Origin of the sequence: Obesumbacterium proteus (genome assembly GCF_001586165.1) — a bacterium.
Taxonomy (GTDB): Bacteria; Pseudomonadota; Gammaproteobacteria; order Enterobacterales; family Enterobacteriaceae; genus Hafnia; species Hafnia protea.
In genome coordinates this window covers 2,686,407-2,699,863 of sequence record NZ_CP014608.1, presented here as the reverse complement: position 1 = coordinate 2,699,863, position 13,457 = coordinate 2,686,407, and the positions used below count along the sequence as shown (strand labels likewise).

The following is a 13,457-nucleotide window of genomic DNA, read 5'->3' as shown; positions in this document are numbered from 1 at the left end:
TTAGCTCACTGATACAGTTAAATGCCCACGGGTTGTTTTTAGCCTCGGTTTTTTGACCTGAATGTTAATTTGGCCGCCCAAACACATCAGGCATGACAACATTTTAAATTCGCTAATGCCGCGAAACTGCCCACGCAGCAAATTAGACAGTTTTGGCTGAGTCATCCCCAGCATCACGGCGGCTTCGGTTTGAGAAAGGCCGCGTTCCTGTAGCAGCTCAGCAATAATGGCCGCCAACTGTGCCTTTACCTGCATCTCTTCGGCGTTAGCGTACTGAAGATCTTCATAGACGCTATCGCCACCGGCTTCGATCTCGAGATTATTTTTCATAGTGATTTTCCTTTGCATGTTGTTGAGCCGCTTTTAAACGTTCTTTGACCTTTTCCATATCGGTCTGCGGTGTCGAAATCCCAGAAGATGATTTCTTCTGAAACGCATGCAACACATAAACTGCGTGCTTGAATTGAATGCAGTAAACAGCGCGATACGTTCCACACCCATCATCATCGACAATCTCTAATACTCCCGCGCCATGAAACCCCTTCAATGGCTTTGCCTGCGGATGCTTCCGCCCGATTTGAGCAAGATACAATGCATAGCCCATCGTATCTTTCACCTCATCAGGCAATTGCTGCAGATCTTTTTTACACCCCGCAATCCAAAAAATAGGTCTGCGATAAAGCCTTGCCATACGCTCAATTATATCCATTTAGGTATAAAACTCCATGTTATTTTTGCTGCTTAAATGACCTTTTTATTGAGGGGGAAACTAGCATGGCGATAAAGGGATGTCAGAGCATAAGCAAAGGATTGGAAAGAGCTTCGCAAAAAATTCGGGGAGCTTTCGCTCCCCGACATAACTGTTTAGATCTTTATTCCGCCTGCGGTTGGCTTTCGAACTGCGGCGGCGGTTTACGGAAGCGGCGGGTAAGGAACACCAGATAGCCAAATCCAAGTGCAGCCCAAATCAGCCCCATGGTTAGCGAACTTTTCTCCAGATTCAACCACAGCACGGCAACCGTAAGTGCACCAATCATCGGCAAAATCAGGAAGTGGAAACGATCCTTCCAGGTTTTATTGCGCCCTTCACGAACATAGAAGTGACTAATCACCGAGATATTCACGAACGTAAATGCCACCAGCGCACCAAAGTTTATCAGCGCGGTCGCCGTCACCAGATCAAACGAGATAGCCGATAGAGCAACCATCCCCACCATCACCACATTCAGGGCTGGCGTACGCCATTTTGGATGCACGTAGCCAAAGATCTTTTCAGGGAACACGTTGTCGCGCCCCATAACATACAGCAAGCGCGAAACACTCGCGTGCGATGCCAAACCCGAGGCCAGCGTATTCACAAACGTGGTGCACAGGAAGATTGACTGGAACAGTTTTCCCCCCACGTAAAGAGCTATTTCTGGCAGCGCCTCATCCGGCTGTTTAAACCTTGAGATATCAGGGAAAAACAGCTGAATAAAGAACGATACCGAGATAAAGATAATGCCACCGTACAGCGCGGTGAGAAATATCGCCCGTGGGATCGTTTTCGCTGCATCCTTGGTTTCTTCTGACAGCGTCGTTACCGCATCAAAACCGAGGAATGAGAAGCACACGATGGTGGCGCCGGTGATAATCGGCAGCAAATGCGCATTCTCGCTAACGAATGGTTGAAGGCTCCATACTTTGCCAACCCCCTCGCCTTTATGCAGACCTTGCACAACCAAAAAGATAAACACCACGATGATCGAGATCTGCACCAAAACAAAAACGGTATTGAAATTGGCTACCAGACTCACGCTTTTCAAGTTCGCCGCGGTCATGATCGCCACAAAACCGACCACCCAAATCCACTGGGGAACCTCTGGGAACATCGCCGTGAGATAGATTTTCGCCAACAGCACGTTAATCATCGGCAGGAAAAGATAGTCCAGCAACGATGACCATCCCACCAAAAAGCCCACATGGGGATTAATGGCTTTTTGTGCATAGGTGTAGGCCGAACCCGCCGTCGGGAACTGGCGCACCAATTTGCCATAGCTTATCGCCGTAAACAGCACGCCGGCCAAAGCAAAAAGATACGACATCGGCACATGGCCGTTGCTGATACCAGACACAATGCCAAAGGTATCAAACACGGTCATCGGCGTCAGATAAGCCAAGCCCATCATGACAATCTGCCAAAGCTTTAATGATTTACGTAATTGGGGCTTGCCCGCTTCATGCGCGGCAGCCTGAGCAACAGGAGGAGTGCTAATCGCCATGACGGTTTCCCCCTTTGTCCTCTGCTGGTAACAAATTAACGTCATTCAGAGAGGCCGCGGGGAAACGTCGTATTAGGCGGCGGGATAATCGACTACAGATATAGGTTTGTTCATTCAGCAAAGCGCCAATAAAACAGTGAGCTGGCCCGTATTCGCTGCGGCTCAGGCGTTCGCCCAAGCGCGGCGGATAAACATAAACATGCACCATCATTATATCCTCTAGACGTATCCCGATACGTCATCATAGTAAACCGCTACCGCCTGAACGCTCCGTGGTCCGGTAGTGGAAACAGCCGCGAGAACTACTTTTGCTCTGGCTATTGCGCGAATCTTCCGACCGCGCTCTGTATTTGGAGCCTGCGTCGTGAATCGAGGGGCAGGCTCATCGTTTGTTCACATGCGTAGACCCGAGGTCGTTACGCCATAGTGATAAAAAAAAGATAACCGGCAGTAAACTACCGGTTATCTTTATGTCATGCATTCTGCACTGTTTTTGCCACAACAGAAAGTGCTGAAGCCAACTTTTCCATACCTTCTTTTATAACTTCTTTTTCGGCCGTTAACGGCGCTAAGAATCGAATGACATTACCGCGCACACCGCAGGAGAGCAGAATCAGCCCTTGTTTACCGGCCTCTTTCACTAACGCAGAAGTGATGGCCTTATTTGGCTTGGCTGCATCGCGATTTTCCACCAGCTCCATCGCCACCATTGCGCCAACGGCACGAATATCGCCGATGCAATCAAAGCGTTCTGCCAACGCATGTAATTCGGTCGTAATCTGTTCGCCAACCTGCTGGGCTTTTTGGTTCAGCTGTTCTTCTTTAATCAGATCCGTCACTGCAAGCGCTGCGGCGATAGCCACCGGAGAACCTGCATAAGTACCGCCCAAACCGCCCGGCAACGCTTTTTCCATCAGGCGTTTTTTACCCACCAGCGCAGACAGCGGGAAGCCGCCCGCCAAGCTTTTCGCGATGGTGATCAGATCGGGTTCAACGCCGGTATGTTCGATAGCAAAGGTTTTACCGGTACGGCAGAAGCCGCTCTGGATTTCATCCGCAATTAAAACAATGCCGTGTTGATCGCAAATTTCACGTAACGATTTCAAGAAACCAGCAGGAGCGGCATAGAAACCACCTTCGCCCTGTACCGGTTCAATGATGATTGCGGCGACTTCGCTCGGCGCGATGTCCGCTGCAAAAATGGAATCGAGCGCATCTAACGCGTGCTGCTCCGTGATGCCAAGGTAGGAAGACGGATATGGCGCATGATAAATACCCGATGGGAACGGACCGTACCCCTGTTTATACGGAGCAACTTTACCGGTCAACGCCATTCCCATTAAGGTACGTCCGTGGAAACCACCGCGGAATGCAATCACACCGCTGCGTCCGGTGGCGATACGCGCCACTTTCACGGCGTTCTCAACCGCTTCAGCACCCGTGGTAAGCAACAGCGTCTGCGTGGCTTCTTTAATGGGCACCAGCGCATTCAGACGCTCTGCCAGCTCAACGTATTCTGGATATGGCGTAACTTGGAAGCACGGGTGTGTGAAACGCGTCAGCTGTTCTTGAACGGCCGCGATCACTTTAGGGTGGTTATGGCCGGTATTCAGCACGGCGATCCCTGCTGCAAAGTCGATATAACGATTACCTTCAATGTCCCACAGCTCAGCATTGCGCGCTTTATGAATGAACGCTGGCAGTAATGTTGAAACTCCGCCCGCCACCGCCTCTTCACGACGCTTCTGCCATGACTGGTTGGAGGCATTCCCGGACAGATTTTGATTCTCAGACATGATGTACTCCGTAATTGAATTTGAATTTCAAATTTCGAACCCCACCCCAACCCTCCCCTTGTCAGGGGAGGGAGCACTCCGTGTAAACACGCTGTTTCTGCAAAAATACGCATTTTCAGCCCCTCCCCCTGACAAGGGGGAGGTTGGGAGGGGGTCTTGCAGTACCTTTCAATTTGAAAGATAAAGGGTATTAGGCGTTCTTCAACATCCAGTCGATTTCAGTGTCAGTCACCATGCGTTCAAACTGAATAAGCTCATCAGTTTTACAGGCGTGGTAAACGTGGCTGAAACGCTCTCCGAGCAGCGAGCGCAACGCTTGCTGTTCTTCAAATTCATACAGAGCATCACTTTGACGGATTGGGAATGGCAGGCCGTCCTGCTCAATGCCGTTGCCGGTGATAGGCTCTGCCAGCGTAAGTGTGTTGTCCAAACCGTGCAGAATGCCCGCAAGCACCGTTGCCATCACCAGATACGGGTTGGCATCAGCGCCAGCAACGCGATATTCAACACGGTGGCTGTCGCGGTCACCACACGGAATGCGCAATGCGACGGTGCGGTTATTGTGGCCCCAAGATGCCTGAGTCGGTACATACATGCCCGGCTGGAAGCGGCGGAAAGCATTGACGTTCGGCGCCAACAACGCCATCGATGCTGGCATCAGTTCCATCATGCCCGCGAGCGCTTTCTTCAATAATGCCGAGTCTTCACCGTCGTCGTCGGCGAAAACGTTTTGACCTTTACTATCGAGCATACTGATATGAATGTGCATACCACTGCCCGCATACTCTTCATAAGGCTTCGCCATAAAGGTGGCGTGCATATCATGATTCTCAGCCACCATGCGTACCAGTCTCTTTAACGAAAGCGCATGGTCACAGGCCTGTAAGACGTTATCGGTGTGGTTCAGGTTAACTTCGAATTGTCCTGGAGACGCTTCTGCTACCGCACCATCGGCGGGGATTTGTTGTAGCTTAGCCAGTTCATCAATATCGCTTAACACGTCGGCAAAATGATTCAGGTTATCGACTGAATACACCTGACTTTGCGTATTACGCTCCTGAGTCCCTGGCGCGCATGGCGGCTGAAGATATCCTTCGGCGTCGCGTTGTCGATCGATGAGATAGAACTCCAGCTCTACCGCTACCACAGGGAATAATCCGCGCTGGCGTAGTTGCTGCCAGACATTATTCAGCACGTTACGTGGCTCAACGTCAAAGGGAGTACCATCTTCATCCAGCATGGTCAGTAGAACCTGACCGATAAATTCAGGGTCAGCCGCCGATGGCGTTAACGATCCCAATACCGGAATACAGGTGCGATCGGGTTCGCCGAGCTCTTGGCCTAATCCGGCCTCTTCAACCACGTTACCCAAAATATCCATCGCAAACACCGACGCAGGGAAGTAGCAGCCCTTCTCAAGCTTTTTCAGCCCAGCAACAGGAATACGCTTTCCACGGAAGCAACCATTAAGGTCGGTAAGGAGTACATCGACGTGCTGCGTGGAGGGATAGCGTTCCAAGTAATTTTTTACTTCGCGTTGGAACGCGCTACTTCGTCTCTCTTCACTGTGCTGAACAAAATTTTCAACTTCTACGATATTGGTTTGCATGATTCACCCGCCATTGATTGAAGACCGTGGATCTGACCGTTTGGACTGCTCGATATAATGTCCACAATTGAAATGTAGATGCAAACAAAATGTTTCGCAAGTGTTGCAATTAGTTTGAATATTACGCTTACCACTGCTAGATTGAGAAAATATTGAACGGAAAAGCGCTGTATGGAAGCAATGTGTTCATAATTTAGACCAAGCGGAGAGGGTGGTATGGGCAATATATTTAACAGGCCGGTGATTGGCATCGTCATGTGTAGGAACAGGGTGCACGGGCACCTAACGCAAACCTTGCAAGAAAAGTACCTAAATGCCGTATTGAATGCGGGCGGACTTCCAGTGGCCTTGCCACACGCGCTGTCTGAACCTGAATTGTTGGAATCGCTTCTCCCCCATCTGGACGGCATTATGCTGCCGGGCAGCCCAAGCAATGTGCAGCCGCACCTATATGGTGAAAACGGCGATGAGCCTGACGCCGATCCTGGGCGTGATAGTTTGAGTATGGCGCTGATTAGCCTCGCACTCGAAAGGCGCATTCCCCTTTTCGCCATCTGCCGTGGGTTACAAGAAATGGTGGTGGCAACCGGTGGCACGCTGTATCGCCGCCTCTATGAACAGCCGGAGTTGCTGGAGCACCGTGAAGATCCAGAGCTTCCGCTGGAGCAACAATATGCCCCCTCTCATGAGGTGCTGGTACAGGCAGGGGGTTTGCTTTCACAATTAGTACCGGGTTGCAACAAGTTCTGGGTTAACTCATTGCATGGTCAAGGTGCCAAAACGCTGGGGCCACGGCTACGCATTGAAGCTAAGGCATCTGATGGTTTAGTCGAAGCCGTTAGCGTTCACGATCACCCATTCGCCTTGGGCGTGCAGTGGCATCCTGAATGGAATAGCGATGAATACGCCCTTTCCCGCTTGTTGTTTGAAGGTTTTATCACCGCTTGTCAGAAAGCCAGTGCTGAAAAAAACAGCCAGCCTGATAAGAACTATCAATAAGGAAATATGCATATGAGCGATGTCAGCTTGGCGCCAGGAAAACGCCTGTCACATATCCGTCAACAATTGGGATTGTCACAGCGCAGGGCAGCTGAACTGTCTGGATTAACGCACAGTGCTATTAGCACCATCGAACAAGATAAAGTCAGCCCAGCGATTAGCACCTTGCAAAAACTGCTCAAGGTCTATGGGTTGTCACTGTCGGAGTTTTTTGCCGAACAGGAAAAACCAGATGAACCACAGGTTGTGATTAACGCCGAAGACTTGATCGAAATTGGCAGCCAAGGGGTTTCCATGAAGCTCATTCATAACGGTAACCCAAACCGCACGCTGGCCATGATGATTGAAACTTATGAACCCGGCACCACAACCGGTGAACGCATAAAACATCAGGGTGAAGAGATCGGCACCTTGTTGGAAGGGGAAGTGATGCTGACGGTCAACGGTCAGATTTATCACCTAGAAGCCGGACAAAGTTATGCCATTAACACCGGCATTCCACATAGCTTCAGCAATACGTCGGCGCGTATATGTCGAATTATCAGCGCCCATACACCCACAACATTCTGACGCCTATGTCGAGATATAGATAAAACCCGACGCCGTTGGCATTGCCGTTCACGCTCTGCAATGCCATGTCGAAGGGAATTAAGGGGAACGCATGGACTTTCACGATTTGCAGTACTGGCAGCAACGGGCTCGCGCCCTAGAGATTGAGAACCGACTGTTTATTAATGGCCGTTATCAGCAGGCCGCCGATGGCGCACAGTTTGCCGTGGAAGATCCGGCGGGTCAGCGTGAGCTGGTTCGCGTCGCTCAGGGAGATGAGCATGATGTGAATCAAGCCGTTAGCGCTGCGCGCGAAGTTTTTGAACGCGGAGACTGGTCGCAATCCCCTCCGGCAAAACGCAAAGCAACGCTGATGAAGCTGGCTGATTTAATGGAACAGCATCACGAGGAGCTGGCGCTGCTGGAAACACTAGATACCGGCAAGCCTATTCGCCACAGCCTACGTGATGATATTCCCGGCGCCATTCGCTCTCTGCGTTGGTATGCCGAAGCCATTGATAAAGTGTATGGCGAAATTGCCCCAACGGCTCAAGATGCCCTTGCGTTAATCGAACGTGAACCCGTTGGCGTTGTCGCCGCCATCGTGCCTTGGAACTTCCCTCTGCTGTTAGCCTGCTGGAAACTCGGTCCAGCCTTAGCCGCGGGTAACAGCGTTATTTTAAAACCGTCTGAGAAATCCCCGTTAACTGCCTTACGCATCGCTGGTTTAGCCAAAGAGGCGGGATTGCCAGACGGCGTATTGAGTGTGATCGCAGGCTTTGGCCAAGGCGCAGGGCAGGCTCTCTCGCGCCATCCTGACGTCGACGTACTGACATTTACCGGATCCACGCGCACCGCCAAACAGTTGTTGAAAGACTCGGGCGATTCCAATATGAAGCGCGTTTGGCTCGAAGCCGGCGGCAAAAGCGCCAACATTATTTTTGCCGATTGTCCCGATCTGCATAAAGCCGCAGCCAATGCGGCGGCCGGTATTTTCTACAACCAAGGCCAAGTGTGTATCGCAGGCACGCGTCTGCTGGTGGAAGAGAGTATCAAAGACGAATTCCTCGCTATTTTGCACGAACAGGCTCAGACGTTCAGACCGGGTAACCCACTCGATCCTGAAACCGTGATGGGCACGCTTATCGATGCCGACCATTGTGAAAAAGTGAATGAATATATCGCGGCAGGACTGGCTGAAGGGGCGAACCTCTATCTCGATGGTCGCGATCACCCGCAGGGTGAGCATGGTAGCTATCTCGGCCCCACCATTTTTACCGAAGTTCGCAACTCAATGCGCATTGCGCGTGAAGAAATCTTTGGCCCAGTGCTTGCTGTCACCACCTTCACCACCGAACAGGAAGCACTCACGCTGGCAAACGACAGTGATTATGGCCTAGGCGCTGCCATCTGGACCCGTGATTTATCTAAAGCTCATCGCATGTCGCGCCGCCTGAAAGCAGGCTTGGTCTTCGTCAATAACTACAACGATGGCGATATGACCGTGCCGTTTGGTGGCTATAAGCAGAGCGGCAACGGGCGCGATAAATCACTGCACGCCATGGAAAAATTCACCGAATTGAAAACTATCTGGATCTCGCTGGAGTAAATATCATGACTGAACATGTAAATAGCTATTATGCCGCCAGCGCGAATCCACACGCGCCCTATCCACAGCTGACCGAATCCGTCCAATGTGACGTGTGTATCGTCGGCGGTGGTTATACCGGTCTTTCTTCTGCGCTGCATTTGGTTGAAGCGGGATATGACGTCGTTTTATTAGAATCAGCGCGCATTGGCTTTGGCGCCAGCGGTCGTAACGGTGGCCAGCTGGTCAACTCCTACAGCCGCGATATTGACGTGATTGAACAGCGCTACGGCATGGACACCGCCAAAATGCTGGGCAGCATGATGTTTGAAGGCGCGGAAATTATTCGCCAGCGCATCAAACGTTACGCCATCGACTGTGATTACAAACCTGGCGGCATTTTCGTTGCGCTCAACAACAAGCAATACCACACGCTCATCGAACAAAAAGCTCACTGGGAACGCTATGGCAATACTCAGCTTGAGCTTTTAGATTCAGACCGCGTGCGTGAAGAGATCGCCTCCGATCGCTACGTAGGCGGATTATTGGATCACAGCGGTGGCCATATTCATCCTCTTAATTTAGCGCTAGGTGAGGCAGAGGCGATCCGCATGCAAGGTGGGCGGATCTTCGAGCAATCTCCGGTCGTCAAAATTAAGCACGGCACACCTGCCACGGTGATCACTGAAAAGGGTCAAGTGCAGGCAAAATACGTTATCGTGGCGGGCAACGCCTATCTGGGAAATAAAGTTGAACCGGAGTTAGCGCGTCGCAGCATGCCGTGTGGTACTCAAATCGTAACCACTGAGCCTCTGCAAGCCGACGTCGCTGCTTCATTAATTCCGAAAGATTACTGCGTGGAAGATTGTAACTATCTTTTAGATTACTACCGTGTCACCGGCGATAACCGTTTGCTGTATGGCGGCGGCGTGGTTTACGGTGCACGTGACCCAGACGATATTGATAATCTCATCGTGCCAAAACTGTTGAAAACTTTCCCACAATTGAAAGGCGTGAAAATTGATTATCGTTGGACAGGCAACTTCTTGCTGACCCTGTCGCGCATGCCTCAGTTTGGTCGACTGGAGAATAATATTTACTACATGCAGGGCTACAGTGGACATGGTGTTACCTGTACCCATCTGGCCGGGAAGCTGATTTCAGAAGTGCTGCGTGGTGATGCTGAGCGTTTTGATGCCTTTGCCAAGCTTCCTCACCTTCCTTTCTTTGGTGGACGAAATTTACAGATTCCATTTACCGCCATCGGTGCCGCATATTATACAATTCGCGATCGATTAGGCGTGTAATTATTTCATTACCCACACAAATACAAGAGTCTTATAGGCTCTTGTATTTTCCCATTAAACTTATTTTCATCATCTGAATACTCCCAAAAACACTGATTCTATTTTTCAGAATTTTCTTTAACATTCATTTCATCTGTTTCTTTAAACACGCTTATTACAACCTGACACCATTAAAACAAAAATAATGAAAATATATCTGGTATTTGAGCGCTTAAAAAAACAAAATATAAACCTGCATTTATATATTTAAAAGAGAGGAATATTATGCAGTTAATATATAATTATGATGAATATTACAAATGGATTGTTAGCTCTTTTCTATATGACTTCGACGCTAATTCAGATCCTTTAGTCGATGAAATTGAATTATTTGATTTTGCTAATAAATCTCAACCAGAAAGCTATCCATGTTTGGTCTACATCGCAGTAAACAGCCCATTAGAGCCCTTCCCATCCATAAAATTCATCTACACCAAACAGCTCCACGAATGGTCTGAAAAAGCCAGGCTCGTTGCCGAGCACCCATAAGCCATACAGAAAACAATGGTAATGGATTGCCATTGCATTTCTTAAAAACGCTTATTTTCCCCTTCAGTATTTTCTTTACGATTTCTGATTCGTAGCAGTCATTGATCGCTAAAGAAGTCATAAATTATAAATAACTTACTGAATTTATTGTTTAGACTAGCCGTCTCCGTTTTTTCTAATACACTCGTTGCTATCGTATCCCCTTGCCCCTGCACAAACCGCACACAATAAGATATCAATATATGAGGTTGAAAGGATTCCCACCACTAATTACCCTGCTGTTAATGTCGTCGCTCATATTAACCATAGGGCGCGCTATTACACTGCCTTTTATTACCATCTATATGACCGAGCACTACCGTCTTGAGCCTGAGGGCGTGGGGCTGGTCTTAGGCGTCAGTCTTGCACTTGGTATTATCGCCAGCTTTTATGGTGGCTATCTGGTTGATAAGTTTGATAAACATCGCTTAATGATTATCAGCATTGCTCTATTTGCTCTCACGTTTTGCATTATGCCATGGCTTAACGACGTGCTCTGGATGGTGCCCGTGTTGGCGCTGTTGCACGCCGCCTATTCAATTTTTAGCATTGCTATTAAAGCCTGCTTTGCCGAATGGCTACCGGTAAGTGAACGCATTCGCGGCTTTTCGATGAATTATACCTTGGTGAACGTTGGCTGGGCCGTGGGGCCAGCGCTCGGCGTTTTCGCGGCGTCGTTCTATCCCATGCTGCCGTTTTTCCTCTCTGGCCTACTCGCCTTTCTCGTTGGGGTTACTCTTTGGCTACGCTTAGACGGCTACGGGCTACCACCAGCGAACGGTGAAGTATTTACTGAACAACGACTCAGCTTCCGTGCCACTTTTAAAGTCTTAAGCCACGACCGTCGGCTAATTTTTTTCACGCTCGGCAGCACCATGGGCGCAGTGGTTGCAGGGCAGTTTACCGGCTACTTATCTCAATATTTAATCACCGTCAGCAATGCGCAGTTTGCTTATCAGGTGATCGGTTCGGTGATGACGGTGAACGCAACCGTCGTCATTGGCTTGCAGTATTTGCTCAGCCGCAACATGAAGAAAGAAAATCTATTGCGATGGCTGATACTTGGCACCCTATTTTTCTGTCTAGGACTGATCGGCTTTGCGTTGGCCGAACGCTCCATTCCTTTCTGGATGGTCGCAATGGCGATCTTCACCCTCGGTGAAGTAATCGTGATACCGGTTGAATACTTGTTTATCGATTTTATTGCGCCCCCTCATTTGAAAGGCAGTTACTACGGGGTGCAAAATTTGGGCAACTTAGGGGGTGCGGTGAATCCTATACTGTGCGGCTTTTTGCTGTCTTTCGCGCCACCGACTACGCTTTTCTATGTACTAGTAGGTGCGTCACTTCTTGGGTTGGCATTTTTCTGGTATGGCTATCGTCTTTCGGGCGCAGCCAGCCACGCCGCAGAAGATATTCTTTGATACAGGAACCTGACTGAAAACCTTCACAAACGGCATAATTGCGATAACTTGTTTTCATGATGTGATCAGTAGCACATTTCTGAATTTAATTGTATGATGAATGCGTTTTCTTTCTTAGGTATTCACTGATGTCAAAAGCATTTTCAGTTTGCTGGCAGTATTTGAGAGCTTTCATATTAATTTACCTGTGTTTGTTTGCAGGGAATGCCATCTCAACGCTGCTGCCAATCACAATTCCAGGCAGCATTATTGGCATGCTGATCTTATTTGCCCTGCTGGCATCACAAATCATGCCAGCAAAATGGGTAAAGCCTGGTTGTAATATTTTAATCCGCTATATGGCGCTGTTGTTCGTCCCGATCGGCGTTGGCGTGATGCAGTACTACGACGTGCTGACCAAGCAGTTTGGTCCTATCGTCGTATCGTGCCTCATTAGTACTTTGATTATTATGGTTGTCGTTGCTTATAGCTCCCACATGGTGCACCGCGAACGCATCATCGGTGAAGCTACCGACGGCAGCGAGGAGAAAAAATAATGGCTTATATTTGGTGGTCGTTACCACTCACGCTGTTAGTCTTTTTTGGGGCTCGCCGTATTGCCCAAAAGCTAAATATGCCGTTATTGAATCCGTTGCTTGTATCAATGGTAATTATTATTCCTTTGCTACTGCTGCTCAAAATTCCTTACGAGCATTATTTTGCGGGCAGTTCAACGCTGAACAGTTTGCTACAACCCGCCGTGGTCGCATTGGCATTTCCACTGTATGAACAGATCCACCAGATCCGAGCACGCTGGAAATCCATTATCACTATCTGTTTTATCGGTAGCGCCACTGCCATGATTTCAGGTACCGCGATTGCGCTGTGGATGGGCGCGTCGCCAGAAATCGCCGCTTCGGTGATGCCGAAATCTGTGACCACACCGATTGCGATGGCCGTTGCACAGTCGATTGGTGGTATTCCTGCCATCAGTGCGGTATGCGTTATTTTCGTTGGGATTTTGGGGGCTGTATTTGGCCATACTCTTTTGAACTTGATGAAAATTAGTACCAAGGCCTCGCGCGGTTTGGCGATGGGCACCGCCTCGCATGCCCTTGGCACCGCACGCTGCGCTGAGATGGACTTTCAGGAAGGTGCATTCAGCTCATTGGCTCTGGTTATCTGCGGGATTATCACTTCGCTGCTCGCGCCATTCCTCTTCCCAGTGTTGTTGCACTTATTTAGCTAAGCCTGCCTTCTGTCTCCCCTCATCGGGGAGACAGAAAGAAACAAAAGTCACAAATACCCGCGATACATCTCACACTTCTTTCATTTGTTACATTGATTACATCAAAATAGTGATAATAGTCACATAATA

Annotated in this window: 14 protein-coding genes; 8 read left to right on the top strand and 6 right to left on the bottom strand. The window is 49.3% G+C overall.

Annotation, left to right across the window (positions count from 1 at the left end):
* From DSM2777_RS12860 to DSM2777_RS12835, 6 genes are all read right to left on the bottom strand, one after another.
* A complete protein-coding gene (locus DSM2777_RS12860; protein WP_040045807.1) occupies positions 1–330 on the bottom strand; it encodes a helix-turn-helix domain-containing protein in 330 nt (109 codons plus the stop codon).
* Positions 320–709, bottom strand: coding sequence for a type II toxin-antitoxin system RelE/ParE family toxin (locus DSM2777_RS12855; RefSeq protein ID WP_046458079.1), 390 nt, complete (start codon positions 707–709; stop codon positions 320–322). Before DSM2777_RS12855 ends, DSM2777_RS12860 begins: the two co-directional genes overlap by 11 nt.
* Before the next feature lie 163 nt (positions 710–872).
* Positions 873–2,261: an APC family permease gene (locus tag DSM2777_RS12850; protein ID WP_025800829.1), complete on the bottom strand. Its 1,389-nt coding sequence runs from the start codon at positions 2,259–2,261 to the stop codon at positions 873–875.
* Entirely contained in the window at positions 2,251–2,472 is a 222-nt protein-coding gene (locus DSM2777_RS12845; RefSeq protein WP_227741598.1) for an ABC transporter permease, read from the bottom strand. The genes DSM2777_RS12850 and DSM2777_RS12845 overlap by 11 nt, the downstream gene beginning before the upstream one ends.
* 262 nt (positions 2,473–2,734) lie before the next feature.
* Positions 2,735–4,057, bottom strand: coding sequence for a 4-aminobutyrate--2-oxoglutarate transaminase (gene gabT / locus DSM2777_RS12840; RefSeq protein WP_061554147.1), 1,323 nt, complete (start codon positions 4,055–4,057; stop codon positions 2,735–2,737).
* A gap of 190 nt (positions 4,058–4,247) precedes the next feature.
* Positions 4,248–5,666 (bottom strand): glutamine synthetase family protein, encoded by a 1,419-nt coding sequence (locus tag DSM2777_RS12835; RefSeq protein ID WP_046449837.1) that lies wholly within the window; start codon positions 5,664–5,666, stop codon positions 4,248–4,250.
* Positions 5,667–5,882: 216 nt separating this feature from the next.
* On the opposite strand from DSM2777_RS12835, the gene puuD reads away from it, so the two are divergent.
* From puuD to DSM2777_RS12795, 8 genes are all read left to right on the top strand, one after another.
* Positions 5,883–6,665 carry a gamma-glutamyl-gamma-aminobutyrate hydrolase gene (gene puuD / locus DSM2777_RS12830; protein ID WP_061554146.1) on the top strand — a complete coding sequence of 261 codons (783 nt, stop codon included), beginning with the start codon at positions 5,883–5,885 and terminating at the stop codon, positions 6,663–6,665.
* A 12-nt stretch (positions 6,666–6,677) separates the two neighbouring features.
* Positions 6,678–7,235: an HTH-type transcriptional regulator PuuR gene (gene puuR / locus DSM2777_RS12825; protein WP_025800824.1), complete on the top strand. Its 558-nt coding sequence runs from the start codon at positions 6,678–6,680 to the stop codon at positions 7,233–7,235.
* Positions 7,236–7,326: 91 nt separating this feature from the next.
* A complete protein-coding gene (gene puuC, locus DSM2777_RS12820) occupies positions 7,327–8,823 on the top strand; it encodes an aldehyde dehydrogenase PuuC (RefSeq protein WP_061554145.1) in 1,497 nt (498 codons plus the stop codon).
* A gap of 5 nt (positions 8,824–8,828) precedes the next feature.
* On the top strand, positions 8,829–10,109 hold the full coding sequence (locus DSM2777_RS12815; protein WP_025800822.1) for an NAD(P)/FAD-dependent oxidoreductase: 1,281 nt from the start codon (positions 8,829–8,831) through the stop codon (positions 10,107–10,109).
* A 264-nt stretch (positions 10,110–10,373) separates the two neighbouring features.
* Positions 10,374–10,637, top strand: coding sequence for a hypothetical protein (locus DSM2777_RS12810; RefSeq protein WP_046458083.1), 264 nt, complete (start codon positions 10,374–10,376; stop codon positions 10,635–10,637).
* A 248-nt stretch (positions 10,638–10,885) separates the two neighbouring features.
* Positions 10,886–12,100 carry an MFS transporter gene (locus DSM2777_RS12805; RefSeq protein ID WP_046458185.1) on the top strand — a complete coding sequence of 405 codons (1,215 nt, stop codon included), beginning with the start codon at positions 10,886–10,888 and terminating at the stop codon, positions 12,098–12,100.
* A 128-nt stretch (positions 12,101–12,228) separates the two neighbouring features.
* The gene (locus DSM2777_RS12800; RefSeq protein WP_025800819.1) at positions 12,229–12,636 is read left to right on the top strand and encodes a CidA/LrgA family protein; all 408 of its coding nucleotides are present in this window, start codon (positions 12,229–12,231) and stop codon (positions 12,634–12,636) included.
* Complete coding sequence (locus tag DSM2777_RS12795) at positions 12,636–13,328, top strand: CidB/LrgB family autolysis modulator (protein ID WP_038502086.1); 693 nt, start codon at positions 12,636–12,638, stop codon at positions 13,326–13,328. The genes DSM2777_RS12800 and DSM2777_RS12795 overlap by 1 nt, the downstream gene beginning before the upstream one ends.
* The last annotated feature ends 129 nt before the right edge of the window (positions 13,329–13,457 follow it).

What these genes read in the sequence shown, in the direction of transcription:
- DSM2777_RS12860 (WP_040045807.1), bottom strand. Translation starts at nt 330, where the DNA reads ATGAAAAATAATCTCGAGATCGAAGCCGGTGGCGATAGCGTCTATGAA.
- DSM2777_RS12855 (WP_046458079.1), bottom strand. Translation starts at nt 709, where the DNA reads ATGGATATAATTGAGCGTATGGCAAGGCTTTATCGCAGACCTATTTTT.
- DSM2777_RS12850 (WP_025800829.1), bottom strand. Translation starts at nt 2,261, where the DNA reads ATGGCGATTAGCACTCCTCCTGTTGCTCAGGCTGCCGCGCATGAAGCG.
- DSM2777_RS12845 (WP_227741598.1), bottom strand. Translation starts at nt 2,472, where the DNA reads ATGATGGTGCATGTTTATGTTTATCCGCCGCGCTTGGGCGAACGCCTG.
- gabT (WP_061554147.1), bottom strand. Translation starts at nt 4,057, where the DNA reads ATGTCTGAGAATCAAAATCTGTCCGGGAATGCCTCCAACCAGTCATGG.
- DSM2777_RS12835 (WP_046449837.1), bottom strand. Translation starts at nt 5,666, where the DNA reads ATGCAAACCAATATCGTAGAAGTTGAAAATTTTGTTCAGCACAGTGAA.
- puuD (WP_061554146.1), top strand. Translation starts at nt 5,883, where the DNA reads ATGGGCAATATATTTAACAGGCCGGTGATTGGCATCGTCATGTGTAGG.
- puuR (WP_025800824.1), top strand. Translation starts at nt 6,678, where the DNA reads ATGAGCGATGTCAGCTTGGCGCCAGGAAAACGCCTGTCACATATCCGT.
- puuC (WP_061554145.1), top strand. Translation starts at nt 7,327, where the DNA reads ATGGACTTTCACGATTTGCAGTACTGGCAGCAACGGGCTCGCGCCCTA.
- DSM2777_RS12815 (WP_025800822.1), top strand. Translation starts at nt 8,829, where the DNA reads ATGACTGAACATGTAAATAGCTATTATGCCGCCAGCGCGAATCCACAC.
- DSM2777_RS12810 (WP_046458083.1), top strand. Translation starts at nt 10,374, where the DNA reads ATGCAGTTAATATATAATTATGATGAATATTACAAATGGATTGTTAGC.
- DSM2777_RS12800 (WP_025800819.1), top strand. Translation starts at nt 12,229, where the DNA reads ATGTCAAAAGCATTTTCAGTTTGCTGGCAGTATTTGAGAGCTTTCATA.
- DSM2777_RS12795 (WP_038502086.1), top strand. Translation starts at nt 12,636, where the DNA reads ATGGCTTATATTTGGTGGTCGTTACCACTCACGCTGTTAGTCTTTTTT.